The organism is Trinickia sp. (genome assembly GCF_051953405.1).
Lineage (GTDB): Bacteria > Pseudomonadota > Gammaproteobacteria > Burkholderiales > Burkholderiaceae > Trinickia.
Genome location: NZ_JBQCIV010000071.1, coordinates 39,047 through 56,493, shown reverse-complemented (window position 1 = coordinate 56,493; position 17,447 = coordinate 39,047). Strand labels below are relative to the sequence as shown.

Sequence of the window (17,447 nt, the reverse complement as noted above, 5' to 3'; positions counted from 1 at the left end):
CGGGGCTTACTTCGCGACGACCACGGGAATGCCGCGCAGCGAGCCGGCACCCTTCATTTCATCGAGCGCTTGACGAACGGCCGCGCTCGTCGCCGCGTCCAGCGCGAGGCGCGCGGCCAGTTCGCGCTCCGCGCGCTTGACGCTGGCGAGGTTGCGTAGCTTCACGTGACCGTAGCCGCGCACTTTGGCGTGCAGCGCGGCGAGTGCCGCGATGTCGTCGGCGTTGACAGCATCGAGTACGGCGAAGGCGCGGTGCATCGTCGTCTCGTAGTCGTCGGCCAGCGCGCGTTCCATGCGGCGCTCGACGGTGCGGCCGAACGGATCGAGTGCGGTTCCGCGCAAGCCGCGCCACTTCGCGAGCACCCCGAGCACCGGCCACATCCATTGGCCGAAGGTCTTCTTGCTCGGCACTTCGCCTGCCTTCGCTTTGGCCAACGAAGGCGGCGCGAGATTGAACTTTACCTGGAAGTCCTTGCCGGCCGTTCCTTCGAACTGCGCTTCCAAGGCGGCGCGCAAGGTGCCGTCGGTATGCAGGCGCGCCACTTCGTATTCGTCCTTCACCGCGAGCAGCCGATAAAAGGTCGTCGCCACGGCGCGCGTGACGTTCGCGGCGGGCACGCGACGCTCGGCTTCGCGCGCGGCGGTGACGAGCGCACGGTAGCGGCGGGCGTAGCCCGGGCCGCCATAGGCGGCAAGACGCGCCTCGCGATCGGCGACGAGCGCATCGAGATCGAGCGGCGCATCCGGTTGCTCGCCCGTTGCTTGCGCGGCGTGGATGGCACGGGCGGCATGGCGTTCGGCCCATAGTGCATCGAGCGCATCGGGCGCGCCGGCGGCTAGACGGCCGATGGCGAAAGCGAGCTTGTTCATCGGCACGGCGACGTTGTTCAGCTCGATCGCACGCATGAGCGCGGCATGCGAGACGGGTACGAGGCCGAGCTGCCAGGCGAAGCCGAGCATGAGGATGTTCGCGCCGATCGTGTCGCCGAGGAACTTGGCCGCCAGCGCTTGGGCGTCGCAGCTCGACATGCGCTCGGCGCCGGCGGCGTGGCGCATTTTTTCGATCAGGGCATCCGCGTGCAAATCGGCGTCCGGGTTACTCACGAACGAGGCGTTCGGGATCGCGTGCGTATTGACGACGATGCGGGTGCGGCCATGCCGTACCGTTTGCAGTGCGTCGGCACTTGCGCCGACCACCATGTCGCAGGCGAGCAGCACGTCGGCCTGCTGCGTATCGATGCGCACTTGGTTGAGCCATTCGTCGCGCGCCGCGAAGCGGACAAACGACAGCACCGAGCCGCCCTTTTGCGCGAAGCCCATGAAGTCGAGCACCGATGCGCTCTTGCCTTCGAGGTGCGCGGCCATGCTGATCAACGCGCCGACCGTCACGACACCGGTGCCGCCCACGCCGGTCACGAGGATGTCGTAGGGCGCCGCATCGAGGCCCGTGTGCGGGGTGGGCAACGCATCGACCGAGCGCGCGAGCGCGGCTTCGTCGAACGCCGCGCCGGCTGCTTTCTTGAGCTTGCCGCCTTCGATCGTGACGAAGCTCGGGCAAAAGCCGTTCACGCACGAGAAATCCTTGTTGCACGACGACTGATCGATGCGGCGCTTGCGGCCGAGCGGCGTCTCGACCGGTTCGACCGACAAGCAATTCGATTGCACGCCGCAATCGCCGCAGCCTTCGCACACAGCTTCGTTGATGAAAAGACGCTTGTCCGGATCGGGGAATTCGCCCTTTTTGCGGCGGCGGCGCTTTTCGGCGGCGCAGGTTTGATCGTAGATGAGCACGGTCACGCCGGCCGTTTCGCGCAGCTCGCGTTGCACGGCATCGAGTTCGCGCCGATGGTGGAACGTCGTGCCGGCCGGGAACAGGCCGTGATGGCCGTCGTACTTCTCCGGTTCGTCAGAGACGACGACGAAGCGCGAAACGCCTTCGGCTTCGACTTGCCGGGCGATCTGCGGGACGGAAATGCTGCCGTCGACGGGCTGACCGCCCGTCATCGCCACGGCGTCGTTATAGAGAATCTTGTAGGTGATGTTCGTCTTCGCGGCGACCGCTTGGCGGATCGCAAGGATGCCCGAATGGAAGTAGGTGCCGTCGCCGAGATTTTGAAAAACGTGCGGCGTTTTCGTGAACATCGAGTGCGAGGCCCAATCGACGCCTTCCCCGCCCATTTGAATGAGGCCGGTCGTGTCGCGCTCCATCCACGAGGCCATGAAGTGGCAGCCGATGCCGGCATGGGCGATCGAGCCTTCGGGCACTTTGGTGGAGGTGTTGTGCGGGCAGCCGGAGCAGAAGTAGGGCGTGCGGCGCACGCTATCGGCCGCGTTCGACAGAATCTGCGGGGCGACGAGATCGACGACGCGTTCGCGCCGGTCCAGCGCCGGCTTATGGCGCGCGAGCCAATCGGCGAACACGGGCAGCACGCGCGAGGGGCGCAGTTCGCCGAGCGCGGACAGCAGCGGCCGGCCTTGCGTGTCGTGCTTGCCGACGATGACGGGCCGTTCGTTCGGCGCACGATTGTAGAGATGATCCTTGATCTGCTGCTCGATCACCGGCCCCTTCTCTTCGATGATCAGCACTTCTTTGAGGCCGTCGACGAACGTCTCTAGGCGGGTCGTCTCCAACGGGAAAGACAGGCCGACTTTGTAGATCCTCACGCCGGCCGCATCGAGATCGGCGACGGTCAGATCGAGCCGGCGCAGCGCTTCCATGAGGTCGAGGTGCGCTTTGCCGCAGGTGACGATGCCGATGTCGGCACGCGGGCTCGTCGCGATCCACTTGTCGATGCTGTTCGTGCGGGCGAACGCGCGCACGGCGTCGAGCTTGGCCGCGAGCCGCGCTTCGATCGTCAGGCTCGGCAGATCGGGCCAGCGGTTGTGCAAGCCGCCTGCCGGCGGCGTGAAATCGCTGGGCGCGGGCCACTGCATCGTGAGGGCGTCGAGGTCCACCGTGGACCCCGATTCGACCGTTTCCGAAATCGCCTTGAAGCCGACCCACGCGCCGGAAAAACGCGAGAGCGCGAAGCCGTAGGCGCCGAATTCGAGCATGTCGCCGATATGCGAAGGATTCACGATCGGCATATGCCAGGCCATCATGGCGAAGTCGCTTTGATGGGGCATCGACGAAGAGACGCAGCCGTGGTCGTCGCCGGCCACGACGAGCACGCCGCCGTGCGGCGACGAGCCGTACGCGTTGCCGTGTTTGAGCGCGTCGGCCGCGCGGTCGACGCCGGGGCCTTTGCCGTACCACATGGCGAAGACGCCATCGACGGTGCGCTGCGGATCGGCTTCGACGCGTTGGGTGCCGAGCACGGCGGTTCCGCCGAGTTCTTCGTTGATGGCGGGTAAGAAGCGCACGTCGGCGGCGTCAAGCAGCTTCTTCGCCTTCCACATTTGCTGATCGACCATGCCGAGCGGCGAGCCGCGGTAGCCGCTGACGAAGCCGGCGGTATTCATCCCTTGGGCGCGATCGAGTTCGCGCTGGGCGAGCATGATGCGCACGAGCGCCTGCGTGCCGGTGAGGAAGATGCGGCCGCGCGTGGCCGAGAGGTTATCGGTGAGCTTGTACTCGGACAGAGCGGGCGTGCCGTCGATCGGCAGGCGGGCGGTCATGGTGTGTCTCCTTCATCCTTTTGGGCCCTCGGCTATCGGGATGCCGACCAACGGCGGATCGCTCGTGTTTGGCGCGGGGCTGTGAAGGATCTATTCTTTCGCGGCAAAAGGGGAGGATTTTTGCTATCTCGCCTCCAGTTTGATGTCTGCGCGGCGATTAATACGCGCAACGGCCGAACTTGAGGGAAAATTTTCTGTTCGGATTGCAGATCGTTTGGATTCGTTCGATTGTGCCGATTTCTTGTTACTTCGCTGGGCGGTTAGCGGTCCAGCGTTCAAGCGTAATCATGTTGGTCGGAGGGATGGGTAACGAGCGGGGCGCTATGTCACTGGCCTGCTACGTTGTCGATCGTCAAGTGCCCGAGCTTCGATGCCAGATCAAGGCGCGCGTAGTCCCAATCGGTCAGCGCTTGCACCTGTCTCAGCCGCGCATTCGCAAGCGCTGTCTGCGTGTTGAGCAGCTCCAGGATATTTCCCACGCCAGCGTTATACCGGTGCTCCGCGGCTTGGTATGCACGTTGCGCTATGGCAAGGAGTCTTACGCTGTTGTGCGTGTTTTCCGTTGCCGTTTGGAGCGCATAGTAGCTATTCCACACATCGAGTGCGACCTGCTTGCGAGCGTCGTCGAGCAGGTCCTGCTGGCGCTCCTGCTCCGCACGTGCCTGATCGATCTGATAGTGCCTGCTGAATCCTTCCAAAAGCGGGATCGTCACCTGGACACCGACGTAGCTGTCATGGCCGGTGGCTGGAAATGTCGGCATGCCTAGTCCGAGGCTCTGAGGCTGATTGCTGCGACCATACTTCGCGACGAGGCTCACCGATGGCAAACCCTGAACTCGCGTTTGTGCGACCTTTGCACGGGCGGCTTCTACTTGCGCCTGCGCAGCAAGCACGCTGGGATGCGTCGTTTTGGCTTGGTCGATGAGAGCCTCAACAGATTCATTGAAGGCGTGACCGGGTAATTGCGTTTGCGTGACCGGTGGGACGGAAAGTGATTGCGATGGATCCAAACCCATGTCCGATGCGAGCGTGCCGATGGCCATTTGCGCATCGCCTCGCGTTTTGGCGAGATTGAAGACTGCGTCGTCGTGTTGCGTCTCGGCTTGCAGTGCATCTGTAATGGGAGCGACCCCGCGCTCGACGCGTGCTTGTGCAGCAACCATGCTGTCGCGCGTCGTTTTCTCGACATCGTTCGCTACCGCTAGTGCTCCCTGCGTAGATTGCGCTCCGTAGTAATCCTTGGCGACGGTATCGAATTGCGCTTGTAAGGCCGCGTCCTGCGTAGCCCTGGCTGCGGCAAGCAAGGCATCGGCATTGCGTAGGGCCGCTGAACGGCCGCCGAAATCGAATAGCAACCAATTGAGCGTTGCGGATTCCGATTGCACGGTGGCGCTCGATCTAGAACCCAACTGCGGTTGATCGGATACGTTCGTTACCGACTGATCTCGCACACCCTGCCAGTTGGCCGATAAGGTCGGCAGGTATGCCGCTCGCGCAACGCCTACAGCGGCGGCCTGCTCTTTGACGCCAGCCCACGCCGCCCTTGTTTTCGGGTTGTTGCACAGCGCGCGCTCGACTGCGTCGGCCAACACCACAGGTGTTTCCAACGAACCGAACCCGCACGGGCTCGCTTGCTCCAAGCTGCGTTCCGTCGGCGCTGGGCTGATCGATCGCTCCGCCAACAAGGGATCGAAGGCGAACGCAGGAAGGCCGAGACATGAGCCGAAAAGCACTGGCGATACGACCAAAAATGCACGCTTACCGTTCATGCAGGCTCCCATGCACGCCCTCAATAAGTGGCCCCAACAGGTACTGAGCGACCGTTTGCGTGCCGGTTTTTATCTCGGCAGTGACCGCCATGCCTGGGGTCAGGGCAATCCATTGTTTGTCGATCCATATTCGGTTCGCCTTTAAACGAACGTGCGCGGTAAAGACGAGCCCTTGCTTCTTGTCCAGTACTGCGTCGTTGGAAACCTCGGAGACCTCGCCCTCCAGCATGCCGTAACGCGTGTAAGGGAATGCTTCGATCTTTACTGCGACGCGTTGGCCAACTTTGACAAAACCAACGTCTTTGTTTTCTACAGTCACCTCCGCCTCGAGGGTATCGTTGGGCACGATCTCCATTAGCGATTGAGCGGTTGTTACGACACCGCCGAGCGTGTGCACCGAGAGTTGTTGGACTGTGCCTGCCACCGGGGCGGTAAGGCTCAATAGCCCCTTTCGGGTCTTTGCCTTGGTCTCGTCGCTGCTGTTCTGAGAAAGCGCTTCCGTGCCCTTTTCAAGGGCGTCGAGTTGATCGCGGCGGAACTCAGAGGCAATAGATCGAACCGCTGCTCGCTGCTCCGCTACGCCTTCCACTAGCTCTCGCCCGTGGCTTCGCTGGGCTTCCAGTTCGTGTTCTTGACCGAGAGCGGTCTGTTCCTTGTCCAGGTAATCGCTCTCAGCGACGTACTTGTCTACGGCGAGAGCCTTATACGAATTCGCTTGCTTGCGGGCGAGCGGCGCCGTCGCTTCTAGCTTTGCGATTTCCTGTCGCGTACCATCGAGTTCCGCTTCCCGTTTGTAGAGTTCCGCCTGCGCAGCGTCGTATTTGTCCTTGTACTCGCGCCATTCTCCTTCGGCAAAACGTTGAGCGTCGTTTTTACGGACATCCGGTACTCCGCTTTCTGCTGCGACCTGTGGCGGTTTCGACTGCTGTTGAGCTGCCAGCAGCGCGCGAGCCCTGTCAACCTGCAGTGCGGCATCGAGCTTGGCGGCTCTCGCCTTGTCCTCGTCGGCCGCAGCTTGCGTTGTGTCGAGCTTCATTAATAGCTGACCAGCCACTACTCGCTGCCCGTCCTGAACGGCAATCTGACGCACAACGCCCGTGATCGCTGGCTGCACGACCTTTACCCGTGCATTGGGCGACAGCTTGCCCGTGGCCGTTGCGACGATATCGAGGCGCGCAAAGATACAGATCGCCAATACGATCACAGTCAGTGCGACGACGGCGCGCGCTGCAAGACGGGGCGCGGGATGAACTGGAGTCTCGACGAGTTCGAGGTGTGCCGGCTGAAACGCGAGTTCGTATTCGAGCTTGCGCGGCGCATCGAGTTGATGGCGAATGGACCATCCCGCTCGCGATACCGCCCAGTAGCGACGGAGCAGGTCTAAAAGTGCGTGTAAACGGAGTCTCACCATCTCACCCGTTTTGTAGCGATACCAGGTGCGCGTAGTAGCCACCTTGTGCGAGCAGTTCGTTGTGCGTGCCCCGCTCGAGAATCTTGCCTTTGTCCATCGCGATGATCTGGTTGGCGTTGCGTACCGCTGTCAACCGGTGCGCGATGATGATGACGGTTCGACCGCTGCAGATTGCCTTCATGTTGTTCTGGATTACGCGCTCGGTTTCGAAGTCGAGCGCGCTCGTCGCCTCGTCGAAAATGAGAATCCGAGGGTTGGTCAGCAATGCTCGAGCAATCGCTAGCCGCTGGCGTTGACCGCCGGAAAGATTGCCGCCGTGTTCTTCGACCGGCGTGTCATATGCCTGGGGCAATTCGCATATGAATTCGTGTGCGCCCGCGAGCTTCGCTGCCTGCATGACGGCATCCAACGGAGCGCCAGGGTCCGTCAACGCAATATTCTCGCGGATCGATCGGTTAAAGAGCAGGTTCTCCTGCAGCACCACACCGACTTGCCGACGTAGCCAAGCGGGATCGGCGAGCGCTAGATCGATGCCGTCGATGCGGACAGTGCCTTGTTCGGGCAGGTACAGGCGTTGTAGCAGCTTCGTCAGCGTGCTCTTTCCCGAGCCCGAACGTCCGACGATGCCAATTACTTGACCGGACATGATGTCTAACGACACGTCGTCCAGGATGGCAGGGCCATCGGGACGGTAGCGGAAACGGATATTTTCGAATCGTACGTCACCCACAATTTTCGGCATTGCTTGCTTACTCGTTGAGAGTTCCGTTCGGGTATTGAGAATGTCGCCGAGCCGGCTCATGGAGATTCCGATTTGCTGGAAATCCTGCCAAAGCTGCGCGAGGCGAAGTACCGGAGATGCGACACGCTGCGACATCATGTTGAATGCGATTAGCTCACCGACCGTTAGATGTCCATCGATTACGAATTTGGCGCCGAGCATCAGCGTAGCCAGAGAAACGAGCTTGCCGACGTACTGGATAAGCTGTTGACCGATGTTCCCGAGGTGAGTCACGCGGAAGCCTGCGGCGACATAGGCTGCTAGCTGCAATTCCCACTTCTTGATGAAGTGTGGCTCGACGGCTAGCGCCTTGACTGTCTCCACACCGGAGACCGATTCGACGAGAAAGGATTGATTGTCGGCACCGCGTGCGAATTTTTCGTCCAAGCGTCGACGGAGAATTGGAACGAGGCCGGCCGATATCCCCGCATAGATGGGCAGTGATACCGCAACGACGAGCGTAAGTGCGACGCTGTAAATGCACATGACACCGAGATAGACGACCGAGAAGAACAGATCGATCGCCGCCGTCAACGCTTGCCCCGTAAGAAAATTGCGAATGTTTTCCAGCTCGCGGACACGCGCGACGGTGTCGCCCACGCGTCGGGCGGCGAAGTAGGGTAGCGGCAAAGCGATCAGGTGCCGGAAAAGCCGGGCACCAAGCTCGACGTCGATGCGGTTCGTCGTATGAGAGAAGATGAAGTTGCGCAGGCCGGTAAGCAGTACCTCAAAGGTCGAACTCACGAGCAGTGCGATTCCCACGACGATGAGCGTGCTGTAGGCGTGGTTGACCAAGACCTTGTCCATCACCACTTGGAACATCAGCGGCGAGACCAGGCCAAAAATCTGAACGAAGAAAGAAATGCTGAGCACTTCGAGCAACAGTCGCCGGTATTTGATGATTGCCGGGATGAACCATGAGAAGTCGAAGCGGGCCAGTTCGCCTGCGAGCGAGGCACGTGACGCGAATAGGAGCATGTCTCCCGTTGATCGCGCGTTCACTTGTTCTAGCGGCACGACCGTGGGCGCTTGAGCCCCGGCCTCGAGGATAAGGACCGTATCGCCGTCGCGGCGGGCAACGATGAAGTGCTGCCCAGTCTTATCGAACGCAAGCGCCGGTAATGGCGTGCGATCGAGTCGATCAGTCCTCAGGGGGGCGGGTCGCGCCTTAAGGCCGAGCGAGCGGGCGCTGAGGATAAGCGCATCGGCGTCGAAAGGGATGTTTCCTCTACCGGACGCATGACGCAATTGAGCGGCGTCCGCAGCGATGCTGTGAAATCGGGCAATGACGACAAGGCAAGCTAGTGCCGCATCAATCTCGCGCCCCGCAGCGAGAGAGGGTGTTTCTGGTGCGTTCAATTTATTTTGACTTTCGCTTCGAAGTGCACGCGTGCGGTGGTCCGGCCGTCAACGCGTGGCTTGGTAGAACGATATGCGCTCGCGGTTTTGACGCCGCGGGCGCACGAACTACGGACAGCCCATGCTAGTGTGATGGTGCAAGCATCGCATCCGGCGTTGCCGCGATGAATGACTGAGTCACAGTTGCAAGGCCGCGCGAGTTATATCCGGCCATGCCTGCAATCAGATTCTCGATCTGGAGGTCGGTCAAGCTTGGGGTGCCAACCGGCGAACTCCGGGAGGCACTGAAGGCGTATGCGAGCGCTGTGGTTTGAGTTGAAGCCGTTTGCATATGTGCCGTGTGTGGCTCGGCGAGCGCCATTGAGCGATTGAAGATCGAGCCATCGCTCGCGGAAGCATCTGGAGTAGGATCGCTAGGAGGGACGCCGGCGGGATCGCTACTGGGGTCGCCGGTAGGAGTACCACTTGGATCGCCAGCGGGATCGCCGCTCGGGGCGCCGGTGTCGACGGCGGTGCCGTTAGCGTTGTCGCCACTGCCCGACATTGAATCGCCCGCAGAGCTTCCGGTGTTGGATTCGGAGTCATCGTTACCCACGACGCTATCGTTTTGTCCGTCGACCGACAAGCTGTCAGACGAGCCTGTAATACGGTCGCCACTGCCGAACACCTGCACTGAGTCGCCTGCGCCGAGGTTTAACGCGTTGTCGCTGCCGCTAATGGAAAATTGCGTGTTTGCCCCGGCGTCGATGATGTCGCCGCTCGCGCTTACGGAGTAGCCGCTTCCCTCAATCGAGATCGTATCGCCTGTTTGGCCAGAGATAGTATCGCTCGACCCATCCACCGTGACGCCGGTGTTGCGGTAAAGATAGACTCCGCTGCCGGTTGCGTCCACTGCATCGGATTCGCCGTTTACGGAGATCGCATCGCCTGCTTGGCCGTGGATGTTATCGCTCGATCCAACCACTGTGACGCCGGTGTTCCCGTAAAGATAGACGCCACTGTTGGATGCCTCCACGGCATCCGATTGACCGTTTACGGATATCGAATCGCCTGCTTGGCCGTAGACGTTGTCGCTTGAGCCCGTCACGGTGACGCCGGTGTTGCCGTAAAGATAGACTCCGCTATCGGATGTACTGAGCGAATCGGATTGGCCGTCGACGGAAATAGCATCGCCTGCTTGGCCGTAGACGTTGTCGCTTGTGCCCGTCACGGTGACGCCGGTGTTACCGTAAAGATAGACCCCGCTATCGGATGTGCTGACTGAATCCGATTGGCCGTTCACCGAAATGGCATCGCCCGCTTGGCCGTAGACGCTGTCGCTCGATCCAGCGACGGTAACGCCGGCATTACCGTAAAGATAGACGCCGCTGTCGGATGCGCTGACCAGGTCGGATTGGCCGTTCACCGAGATCGAATCTCCTACTTGCCCGTAGACGGCGTCGCCCGACCCAGCCACGGTAACGCCTGCGTCGGCGTACAGGTAAATGTTCCCGTCCGACACGGTCGCCGTATCTTGCTGACCTTTGATTGATGTTCCCGAGCCTGCCGCGCCGAACACACTATCGTCCGAACCGATTACTGTCGCGTCGGTATTAGCGCTGACATCAATCGTGCTATTCGCGGCTGAAACGCAGTCGCCTTGACCGGTTAGAGTCAAGGTGCTACCGGCACCGCTATTCAAGTTGTCGCCATTGCCGTCGATAGCGATAACATCGTTCGCTCCGCCGACAATGGTGTCGTTGGATCCGAGAATCGTAACGTTACTGCCAGCCGCCACATTGATCGTGGCGTTGCTTAGGGTGATCACGCCGCCCGATGCATTAACCTGATCGCCTGTACCGCTTAGGCTGTATTGGCCCGCGGTTGCATCGAGCGTGATGTTGTTGCCGGTTAGCGTGGCATTGTCGCCCGACGCGCCCACGACGGTACCGCCACCGTTCGGGCTCTGGATCGTGAGGGTGGTGTTGCTGGCGAGATCGATCGTTGTTGCGGAGTTGCCCAGCTGCGCTGTTACGCCCGTTGTTCCCGCCGCGACGCTTAATGTGTCTGCACCAGAGGAGGTATTCTCGAAAGTAACCGTGCTTCCGGAGGCGCCGCTTGTTAGCGAGACTGCGTTGTTGTTGCCGCTTACTGTCGCGCTTGAGCCTGCCCCGGATAGATCGACGCTGTTATTCGAGCCCACAACGTCGGCTGAACCGGCAACGTCCGTGACGACGTTATTGTTGCCGACGATGTCGGCATTCGAATTCATCGCGAGCGTGATGGTCGCACCTGATCCGCTTACCTGTTCGCTTGTACCGTCCAGCGTTAAGGCAGAGCCAGCGACGGCTGCAATATCATCGCTCGACCCGTTCACAGTGACTTGCGCACCTTGCGCTACGTTGATTTGATCGTCGTTCGCGGTTGCCTGCATACCCTGACCAGACAACGTGATCTGGTTCTTGCCCGCGAAATCATAGATCGCATTTACGCCCGTTAACTCGGCACTATAGAACTGATTCCCGCTGGTGACTAGCTCGGCGACCGAGGTGCCGCCTAGCGTTAACCCAAATGCGCCATTTTCTTCACGAACGCTAAAGTCTTTGGCTAATGCGGATGCGTCGGCTTGCAATTCCGATACGCTGCCAGAATTGTTCTCGACATTGGCCTCGGTACCGATAATGTCGGACCAGACTGGTGTGAAGTTTGGCGATCCGTTCGTGGTATAGCCTGCCGTTTGAAAAACGCCAGACGTCGATCCGAATAGCTGTGAACCATCCATGCAGGCCGCGATGGTCTGTATATCGATTTGCAACGCTGTGCCGCTAGCGCTGGCCAGGTATTGGGGGCTGCTCAACAACAGGCCAGCCGTTTTCGTCACTGCTGCTTTGAATCCGGCATCAATCGCTTGGCAGTCCCTTGTGGACGGGCTGGATGTGTCGATGCTGTACGTCGAGTAGTATGTGGGATCGTTTAGGATGTTCGAAGTGAACAGCGTTCCGCCCCAGATCGCGTAATCCAGGCGCGCGTCCGGGAACATCGCTTGAAGCAAGCCAAGACCTGCGCCTGCGTCGTCTTCAACGATCTTGGCTGGTGAAAACGTGCTGGCATCGAACACAAAACCGTTTTGGGAAATCTGGCCGAACACCGTCTGCGCGATCTTGTCCGATACCTGTTGGAAGATCTTATCGTTGAGCGTTACACCCTCCGACTGCGCGGCCGCGAACATGTAATTGTAGATCCACGTGCCCGCAGGAGTCGGATTGAACAGCTGAGTGTTGACCAAGCCAGCCTGCGAGAACCAGTTCACTGTACCCGGATCAACGCCAGGTTGGCTCTTGATATCGCTATAGATTGCGTTATACGCGTTCAGATAGTTGACGTTGTTTGCCCCCGGCCCTTCGCTGCGCGCCGTATTGATTAAGTCAATCGTGCTTTGGCTTAAATTGAACGCAGTCATATATTTTACCTTATAGAAAATCCGTCAATCAATTTCTGCAACGACTCATCAACTTCAACTGCGTCGCGCAAACCATCCATGTTGAAGAAATATAATATCGTCGCGCCGGATGATGTGTGCGCCGCGTGTTGACAGACCGCATCACGCTTGCCACGGTTATCAAACGGCAAGCAGAAAAAAATGATAGGCTTGCCGTTCACCATCTTTCTGTAGAATTCCGATCTTGCGTTCTCCGGCCCCTCCGCGAATAGCGTGAAGCCATAAGGTCCAGGCTCCCCCCATTCCGGATGCTTTGCTGCTTCCTTGTTCAGGGTTCCGTCCTCCCAGACCGTGAACGTGTCGCTCAAGTTGACTGAGTAAATTCGGCACGTCGTCTTGTGAAGCATGCACGGCTCCGTCTCCTTGCTGAACGGCTTCAGCCCTGGATAAGTCACGCGAATCGCCGCGTATTGCTGCGGGCCGCCTGCCCAGTTGCTCATCTGAGTCAGGTAATTCCGCGGAATCCGATATTTCGCAGCCCCTAGACTGAATTCGATCGGACTCTCATCCATTGACATGGAGTTATCAAAGATGCCGGCCATGGCAGGGGCGGCATACAGCGCACACGAAGCCACAATAGAAAAACAAATAAGATGTTGTTTGATGCGCATATCCTTTACCCAGCAAATCAACGCATTTCGTATTATCTGTCGATCAGAGGCAATTCATCCATTTCACTCGCCCTCTTTTCATTCTCTCGACGATATGTTTTATACGCAGGTGGATCGAGACGAGATGACTTGCTGCACCTCTGCAGCGGCCGAATTCACCATCGCCCGTGATTGCGTCTGCACGGCGTCACGCTTGTTTTCCATGTTGAACCGGCTTCCGTTTATTTACATACACACCCGCAACGCTCTCACCGTCGCGTGTTTTTCGCAACTTTAGTCGCGACGTGAAATTACAGCACAACCGGACATGCGATAGCAAGAGATATTGTCCGCAAACGTTTTACCGAAATTTTTAAAGGATCCGCTTCATACACGAGCACGCTGGCGCAATCGTCAAAACTAACATCGCCTCCTCGGCAAAATAGATCGTCGCACCTTCCACGCGAGTTTGTGCCTTGATCGTCGAATAGCCCTTTGTTGCCCAGGCGTGATGTCGGACCGGCCGTCCAGCGGCGTACCCACAGCACTCCCGTTCCTTACCGCGAAGCACCCGCTTGTTCAAGCTCGAATGATGCCCCTTTAAGAATGCCGGCACTATCGAATTGCAGCAGCCCCCGGATTGCCTCACCCTTCTTGTGAGGGATGTACCACCACGCCTCGTTCGCGTGCGGCCCGAGAGGTGGCGGTGGTGGTTCGTGAGGGATCGATTTGTCGAGCGTCAGGTCCGTATCGAAGATACGTCTGACCCGTTCGAAGGTGAGGCCACTTTCCAGTACACCAAAGTTCAACTCGGCCTTCTTATCATTCGATGCGCTCATCGATAGTCCAACCGCAATATCGGCGTTGGCAACCGGCCCAGATGCCCCCTTTCTTTCCACGCGCGGGAAGATTTCTTCAAAATCACCGGCGCGTGCCCAAATTCGCACCTCGTTATCATCTTCGCGCACAACGCCACTGACGACATTCACAACGGCAAAATATCTATACAATGACTCTTGCGTGTAGAAATCAGGCCGGAACATCGCGTCACCGTCGACCGCGCTTTTTAGATTCCTGAGGAATTTCTCTTCAGTATCCGGCTTGGCGATCTTCGTGTCGGCGGAGGGCTGACCCGATACTCCTGTCTCGGCCACGGATGCTGAAGAAGATGTAATCGGCGATGCAACGGTTCTGCTGCAGATGAGAGCGGTCGCACTAGCGGCCGCTAACACGAGTGCTCACACTCGATACTGAGCGCGGTATGTTTGAGTGTCTGTTCTTTGCCATCGTTGACTTACTCTCAGCTAGGTTGTTGGTGCGAGCGCAGCCTTCGGCTACCGGACAAAGAATCGACGTATCACAGATGTAATGGCTCAAATCGCTACAAGAAGGCGCTCCGTCGCGTGCGGCTATTTGCTGTCCGACGACGTCATTCGTCGCGATCAGACTACGCCCGCTAAGCTGACCGCGACCGAATTCACAGTAGCCAAATTCATAGCCATCTGCGGCCACACACTTGCTGCGCCCATCTCGTCGTTGGTTGCCACGCCCGACTTACCTTAGATTTCTTCGAATTTGTGCTCGCTATGCGCATTTACGCACTAAACATGGGGCTGAATGTTTCAAGAGCGGTATTGCGGCGATGAATTACAGCATGAGCGGTGCCTCGTTAGCAAGAAATATCAGAGGCAAACGTTTTACTTGTTTTTAATTAGAAATTATTTTTAAAGTAAATCGAAAGATCATTTTTCAGTTACTAGATTTATAGAAAGTAGCTCACATTCGTGGGGCAACGCGTGGATGCTCGTTCCCACAGTTTGTCGCCCTCGGGCAGGCTGCGGTTATGCGAGGCACGTACCAACCAGTCGGCCGGGTTGCCCAGCGCATCGGCGCGCTCCATCAGCGCCACCGATCCGCTTCTCGGTCGGCCACATACAATCAAAAGCCTCGCTCGCTTGTTCAGGCGCGCGTCGCCAAGGTCCAGTTGCTCGAATTTCGTTTGTGTCCAGGGCGTCGATTCGGTGACCAAGGCGTCCGCTCAAAAGCGGAGAGTAAACGCGAAACGCCAACAGTTTACAAGCGCTGCTGTATGTCATTGAAAGTAAACGGGCTTCGTCGCCTGCGCCGAACGACCGGGACGTTGTGTATAACGACATGCCCTAACCGGGCTGCTGAGAATGTCGTTTCGAAGTCGTCCCAGTTCATGCATGTATGGGCGGCCGATGCCGCTCCCTCAATAAAAGTGCGATTATCCGACGTGATTGTGGAGGCTGGCCGTTTTCGCTCGATTTCCAGCTATAATCCCGACGCAGCCCTACAAATCCCTCTCCCGGACCTATGTGCCGGTGTATGGATCTAGGTCGGTTTGTGGCCCGCTATGCGCGGGCCACCCAAATGCTGGAAAAGGACGCCGTGAGCGTCCTTTTTGTCATTTGGTCCCCCGCATGGGACGCGGTCGAGCCGCGGCTCGGCCGATCGTTGGATGTATGCCGTGCGCGGCCAACGGATACCTACTTCCGAAGGAGCAAACGAATGCAACGCCCCAGCTTCATCCGCCACTGGACCGAACTCGAAGGCGAGGACAACGCGCATTACAAGGGCGATACCGAATTGATGGCGATCGGCGCGCCGCTCGCGGACAAGCTCGGTTTGACGCGGATCGGTATTCACCACGTTCGCCTGCTGCCCGGGCGCCGCACGTCGTACCCGCATGCGGAGAGTGCCGAGGAAGAGTTCGTCTATGTGCTCGAAGGCACGCCCGACGCTTGGATCGACGGGCATTTGCATCGGCTCTCGCCAGGCGATGCCGTCGGCTTTCCGGCAGGCACCGGCATCTGCCACACGTTCATCAACAATACCGAGAGCGAAGTGCGGCTGATCGTGGTGGGCGAAAAACCGAAGGACGATAACCGCATCCGTTATCCGCGCAACGAGGCCCACGAAGCGACGCGGTCCGATCGATGGCTCGATTGGCCCGAACGCGAGCTGGGACCGCACGACGGATTGCCGGATCTCGTGCGCAAGGCCCGCGCGCAAAGCGGCGAGTAAGGACCCAGGCGGCACGCGGCCTTCGACTAACCCTCGGCGGCCTCGTCGAGCGGTCGCACTTCATGGAACTTCGCGTAATCGAAGTGAGTGACGCCGTCCTCGTCGTCTTGCAGCAGATCGGCGAACGCATGCTGCCAGCGAATGTCGTCGAATTCCCAGTTGTGGCGTCCGAACATCGTCTGCGTCGTGGTTTCGTCCGCCCCTTCGATCACGAGCATCAGCGAGGCCTCGGCCGCGGCGAGACTCTCCGCCGTCTCGCCGAAGAGCGGGCTTGTTTCGTCGATCACGTGCATGAGGTTCCAGCCCAGCAGGAAGATCGGATGCTGCTCGCGCACGAGCTTTAGATCCTCGATCCGCCACAGCGAATAGCCCTCCGGCTTGGTTTCGTGCCGCATCAGCCGCAGCTTCGCCTTCGCCTCGACAATGAAGTTTTGCCGCGCGTTCGCGGCGCGCAGCATGAGCGTCGGTACGCCGTCGAGCGGCCGTACAACGGCGTAGCGCGAGAAGATGATCCGTGCGCGCGGGCGCGAGAAGCGCACGAAGATGAGGCCCGTCGCCAACGCGATGCTCGACATGCCCGTGAAAATCTCGAGCGTCGCGATTGCGTGCGCATAGACCGTCTGCGGGTGCATATCGCCGTAGCCGACCGTCGCGAGCGTTTCCACGCTGAAGAAGAACGCGCCGAGGAAGCCCTCCGGCGATTGGTTCGCGATCGGCGCGTGGCCCAGCGAATAGAGGACCGCGAAAAACGCGTTCAGCAGCACGAAGAAAGCGCCCATCGAACCGAAGAACACGGGCCAGCGCGCCGTCAGCGCTCGGTGGTAGAGATCGAGCCGCGCGCGGTCCGGCATTCCGTGCGTGACCACGGTGCCCGTGCCGGTGCGCAGGATGCGGCCGCCCTGGCGGCTGATCGTGCGCCGCTCCGCCGCGCGCCGGCGATTCGGCGAGCGCGGCACATGCCGCGGCTTACCGCCCGGTGTCGTGGCGGATGCTTCTTGCGCGGCAGTGGAATGGGGCTGGGGGTGCGTGTGGGTAGCCATCGCGCTAGCGCGTCGTCGTGTCATGAACGAGCGCAGCGTAGCACGCAGAGCCGACGCGCGCCTACGGGAACGCCCTTGGTTTCGGCACGCCAGCGCCGTGCTCGATGTCGGCCACCGCTCGCCGATGCGCGGAATCGATCGCATCGGCGGCGTCGGCGTAACCGGCGTCGCCGCCTACCGTCGTCCAACGCTGCACGGGCTTGTCATGCTGGCGGATCTCGTACTCGGCGTCCCAGCGCGAGCCTTCGAGTTCGATGGTTCGCACGTGGATCGAATAGACGCCGTACACGAATTGCTCTTCGGCCATCTTGAACCTCCTTCGCCGTTCCTCGGCGAGCGCCGTTCCAATAAGG

At 59.7% G+C, this 17,447-nt stretch carries 11 protein-coding genes; 1 reads left to right on the top strand and 10 read right to left on the bottom strand.

The window, feature by feature from the left end:
- Positions 1-6 precede the first annotated feature (6 nt).
- The 8 genes from ACTHN9_RS11820 to ACTHN9_RS11785 form a co-directional block, all read right to left on the bottom strand.
- The gene (locus tag ACTHN9_RS11820) at positions 7-3,618 is read right to left on the bottom strand and encodes an indolepyruvate ferredoxin oxidoreductase family protein (RefSeq protein WP_440536947.1); all 3,612 of its coding nucleotides are present in this window, start codon (positions 3,616-3,618) and stop codon (positions 7-9) included.
- Positions 3,619-3,944: 326 nt separating this feature from the next.
- Complete coding sequence (locus ACTHN9_RS11815) at positions 3,945-5,213, bottom strand: TolC family protein (protein WP_440536946.1); 1,269 nt, start codon at positions 5,211-5,213, stop codon at positions 3,945-3,947.
- Positions 5,214-5,376: 163 nt separating this feature from the next.
- Positions 5,377-6,798: an HlyD family type I secretion periplasmic adaptor subunit gene (locus tag ACTHN9_RS11810; protein WP_440536945.1), complete on the bottom strand. Its 1,422-nt coding sequence runs from the start codon at positions 6,796-6,798 to the stop codon at positions 5,377-5,379.
- Between the two features lies 1 nt (position 6,799).
- Complete coding sequence (locus ACTHN9_RS11805; RefSeq protein ID WP_440536944.1) at positions 6,800-8,938, bottom strand: type I secretion system permease/ATPase; 2,139 nt, start codon at positions 8,936-8,938, stop codon at positions 6,800-6,802.
- Positions 8,939-9,062: 124 nt separating this feature from the next.
- Positions 9,063-12,377, bottom strand: a complete 3,315-nt coding sequence (locus ACTHN9_RS11800) for a beta strand repeat-containing protein (RefSeq protein ID WP_440536943.1) — start codon at positions 12,375-12,377, stop codon at positions 9,063-9,065.
- Positions 12,378-12,382: 5 nt separating this feature from the next.
- Positions 12,383-13,027 carry a hypothetical protein gene (locus tag ACTHN9_RS11795; protein WP_440536942.1) on the bottom strand — a complete coding sequence of 215 codons (645 nt, stop codon included), beginning with the start codon at positions 13,025-13,027 and terminating at the stop codon, positions 12,383-12,385.
- Between the two features lie 536 nt (positions 13,028-13,563).
- Positions 13,564-14,160, bottom strand: coding sequence for a hypothetical protein (locus ACTHN9_RS11790; RefSeq protein ID WP_440536941.1), 597 nt, complete (start codon positions 14,158-14,160; stop codon positions 13,564-13,566).
- Between the two features lie 608 nt (positions 14,161-14,768).
- Entirely contained in the window at positions 14,769-15,035 is a 267-nt protein-coding gene (locus ACTHN9_RS11785; RefSeq protein WP_440536940.1) for a hypothetical protein, read from the bottom strand.
- Positions 15,036-15,538: 503 nt separating this feature from the next.
- Between ACTHN9_RS11785 and ACTHN9_RS11780 the strand changes: the two genes are divergently transcribed.
- The gene (locus tag ACTHN9_RS11780; RefSeq protein WP_440536939.1) at positions 15,539-16,054 is read left to right on the top strand and encodes a cupin domain-containing protein; all 516 of its coding nucleotides are present in this window, start codon (positions 15,539-15,541) and stop codon (positions 16,052-16,054) included.
- A gap of 26 nt (positions 16,055-16,080) precedes the next feature.
- Here the strand turns inward: ACTHN9_RS11780 and ACTHN9_RS11775 are convergent, their stop codons facing one another.
- Positions 16,081-17,094: an ion channel gene (locus ACTHN9_RS11775; protein ID WP_440536938.1), complete on the bottom strand. Its 1,014-nt coding sequence runs from the start codon at positions 17,092-17,094 to the stop codon at positions 16,081-16,083.
- Positions 17,095-17,155: 61 nt separating this feature from the next.
- Positions 17,156-17,401 carry a hypothetical protein gene (locus ACTHN9_RS11770; RefSeq protein ID WP_440536937.1) on the bottom strand — a complete coding sequence of 82 codons (246 nt, stop codon included), beginning with the start codon at positions 17,399-17,401 and terminating at the stop codon, positions 17,156-17,158.
- Positions 17,402-17,447: the final 46 nt, after the last annotated feature.

Excerpts from the sequence above, each read along its gene's own strand:
- ACTHN9_RS11800 (WP_440536943.1), bottom strand. The coding sequence starts at position 12,377 with ATGACTGCGTTCAATTTAAGCCAAAGCACGATTGACTTAATCAATACG.
- ACTHN9_RS11770 (WP_440536937.1), bottom strand. The coding sequence starts at position 17,401 with ATGGCCGAAGAGCAATTCGTGTACGGCGTCTATTCGATCCACGTGCGA.
- ACTHN9_RS11810 (WP_440536945.1), bottom strand. The coding sequence starts at position 6,798 with ATGGTGAGACTCCGTTTACACGCACTTTTAGACCTGCTCCGTCGCTAC.
- ACTHN9_RS11820 (WP_440536947.1), bottom strand. The coding sequence starts at position 3,618 with ATGACCGCCCGCCTGCCGATCGACGGCACGCCCGCTCTGTCCGAGTAC.
- ACTHN9_RS11780 (WP_440536939.1), top strand. The coding sequence starts at position 15,539 with ATGCAACGCCCCAGCTTCATCCGCCACTGGACCGAACTCGAAGGCGAG.
- ACTHN9_RS11795 (WP_440536942.1), bottom strand. The coding sequence starts at position 13,027 with ATGCGCATCAAACAACATCTTATTTGTTTTTCTATTGTGGCTTCGTGT.
- ACTHN9_RS11775 (WP_440536938.1), bottom strand. The coding sequence starts at position 17,094 with ATGGCTACCCACACGCACCCCCAGCCCCATTCCACTGCCGCGCAAGAA.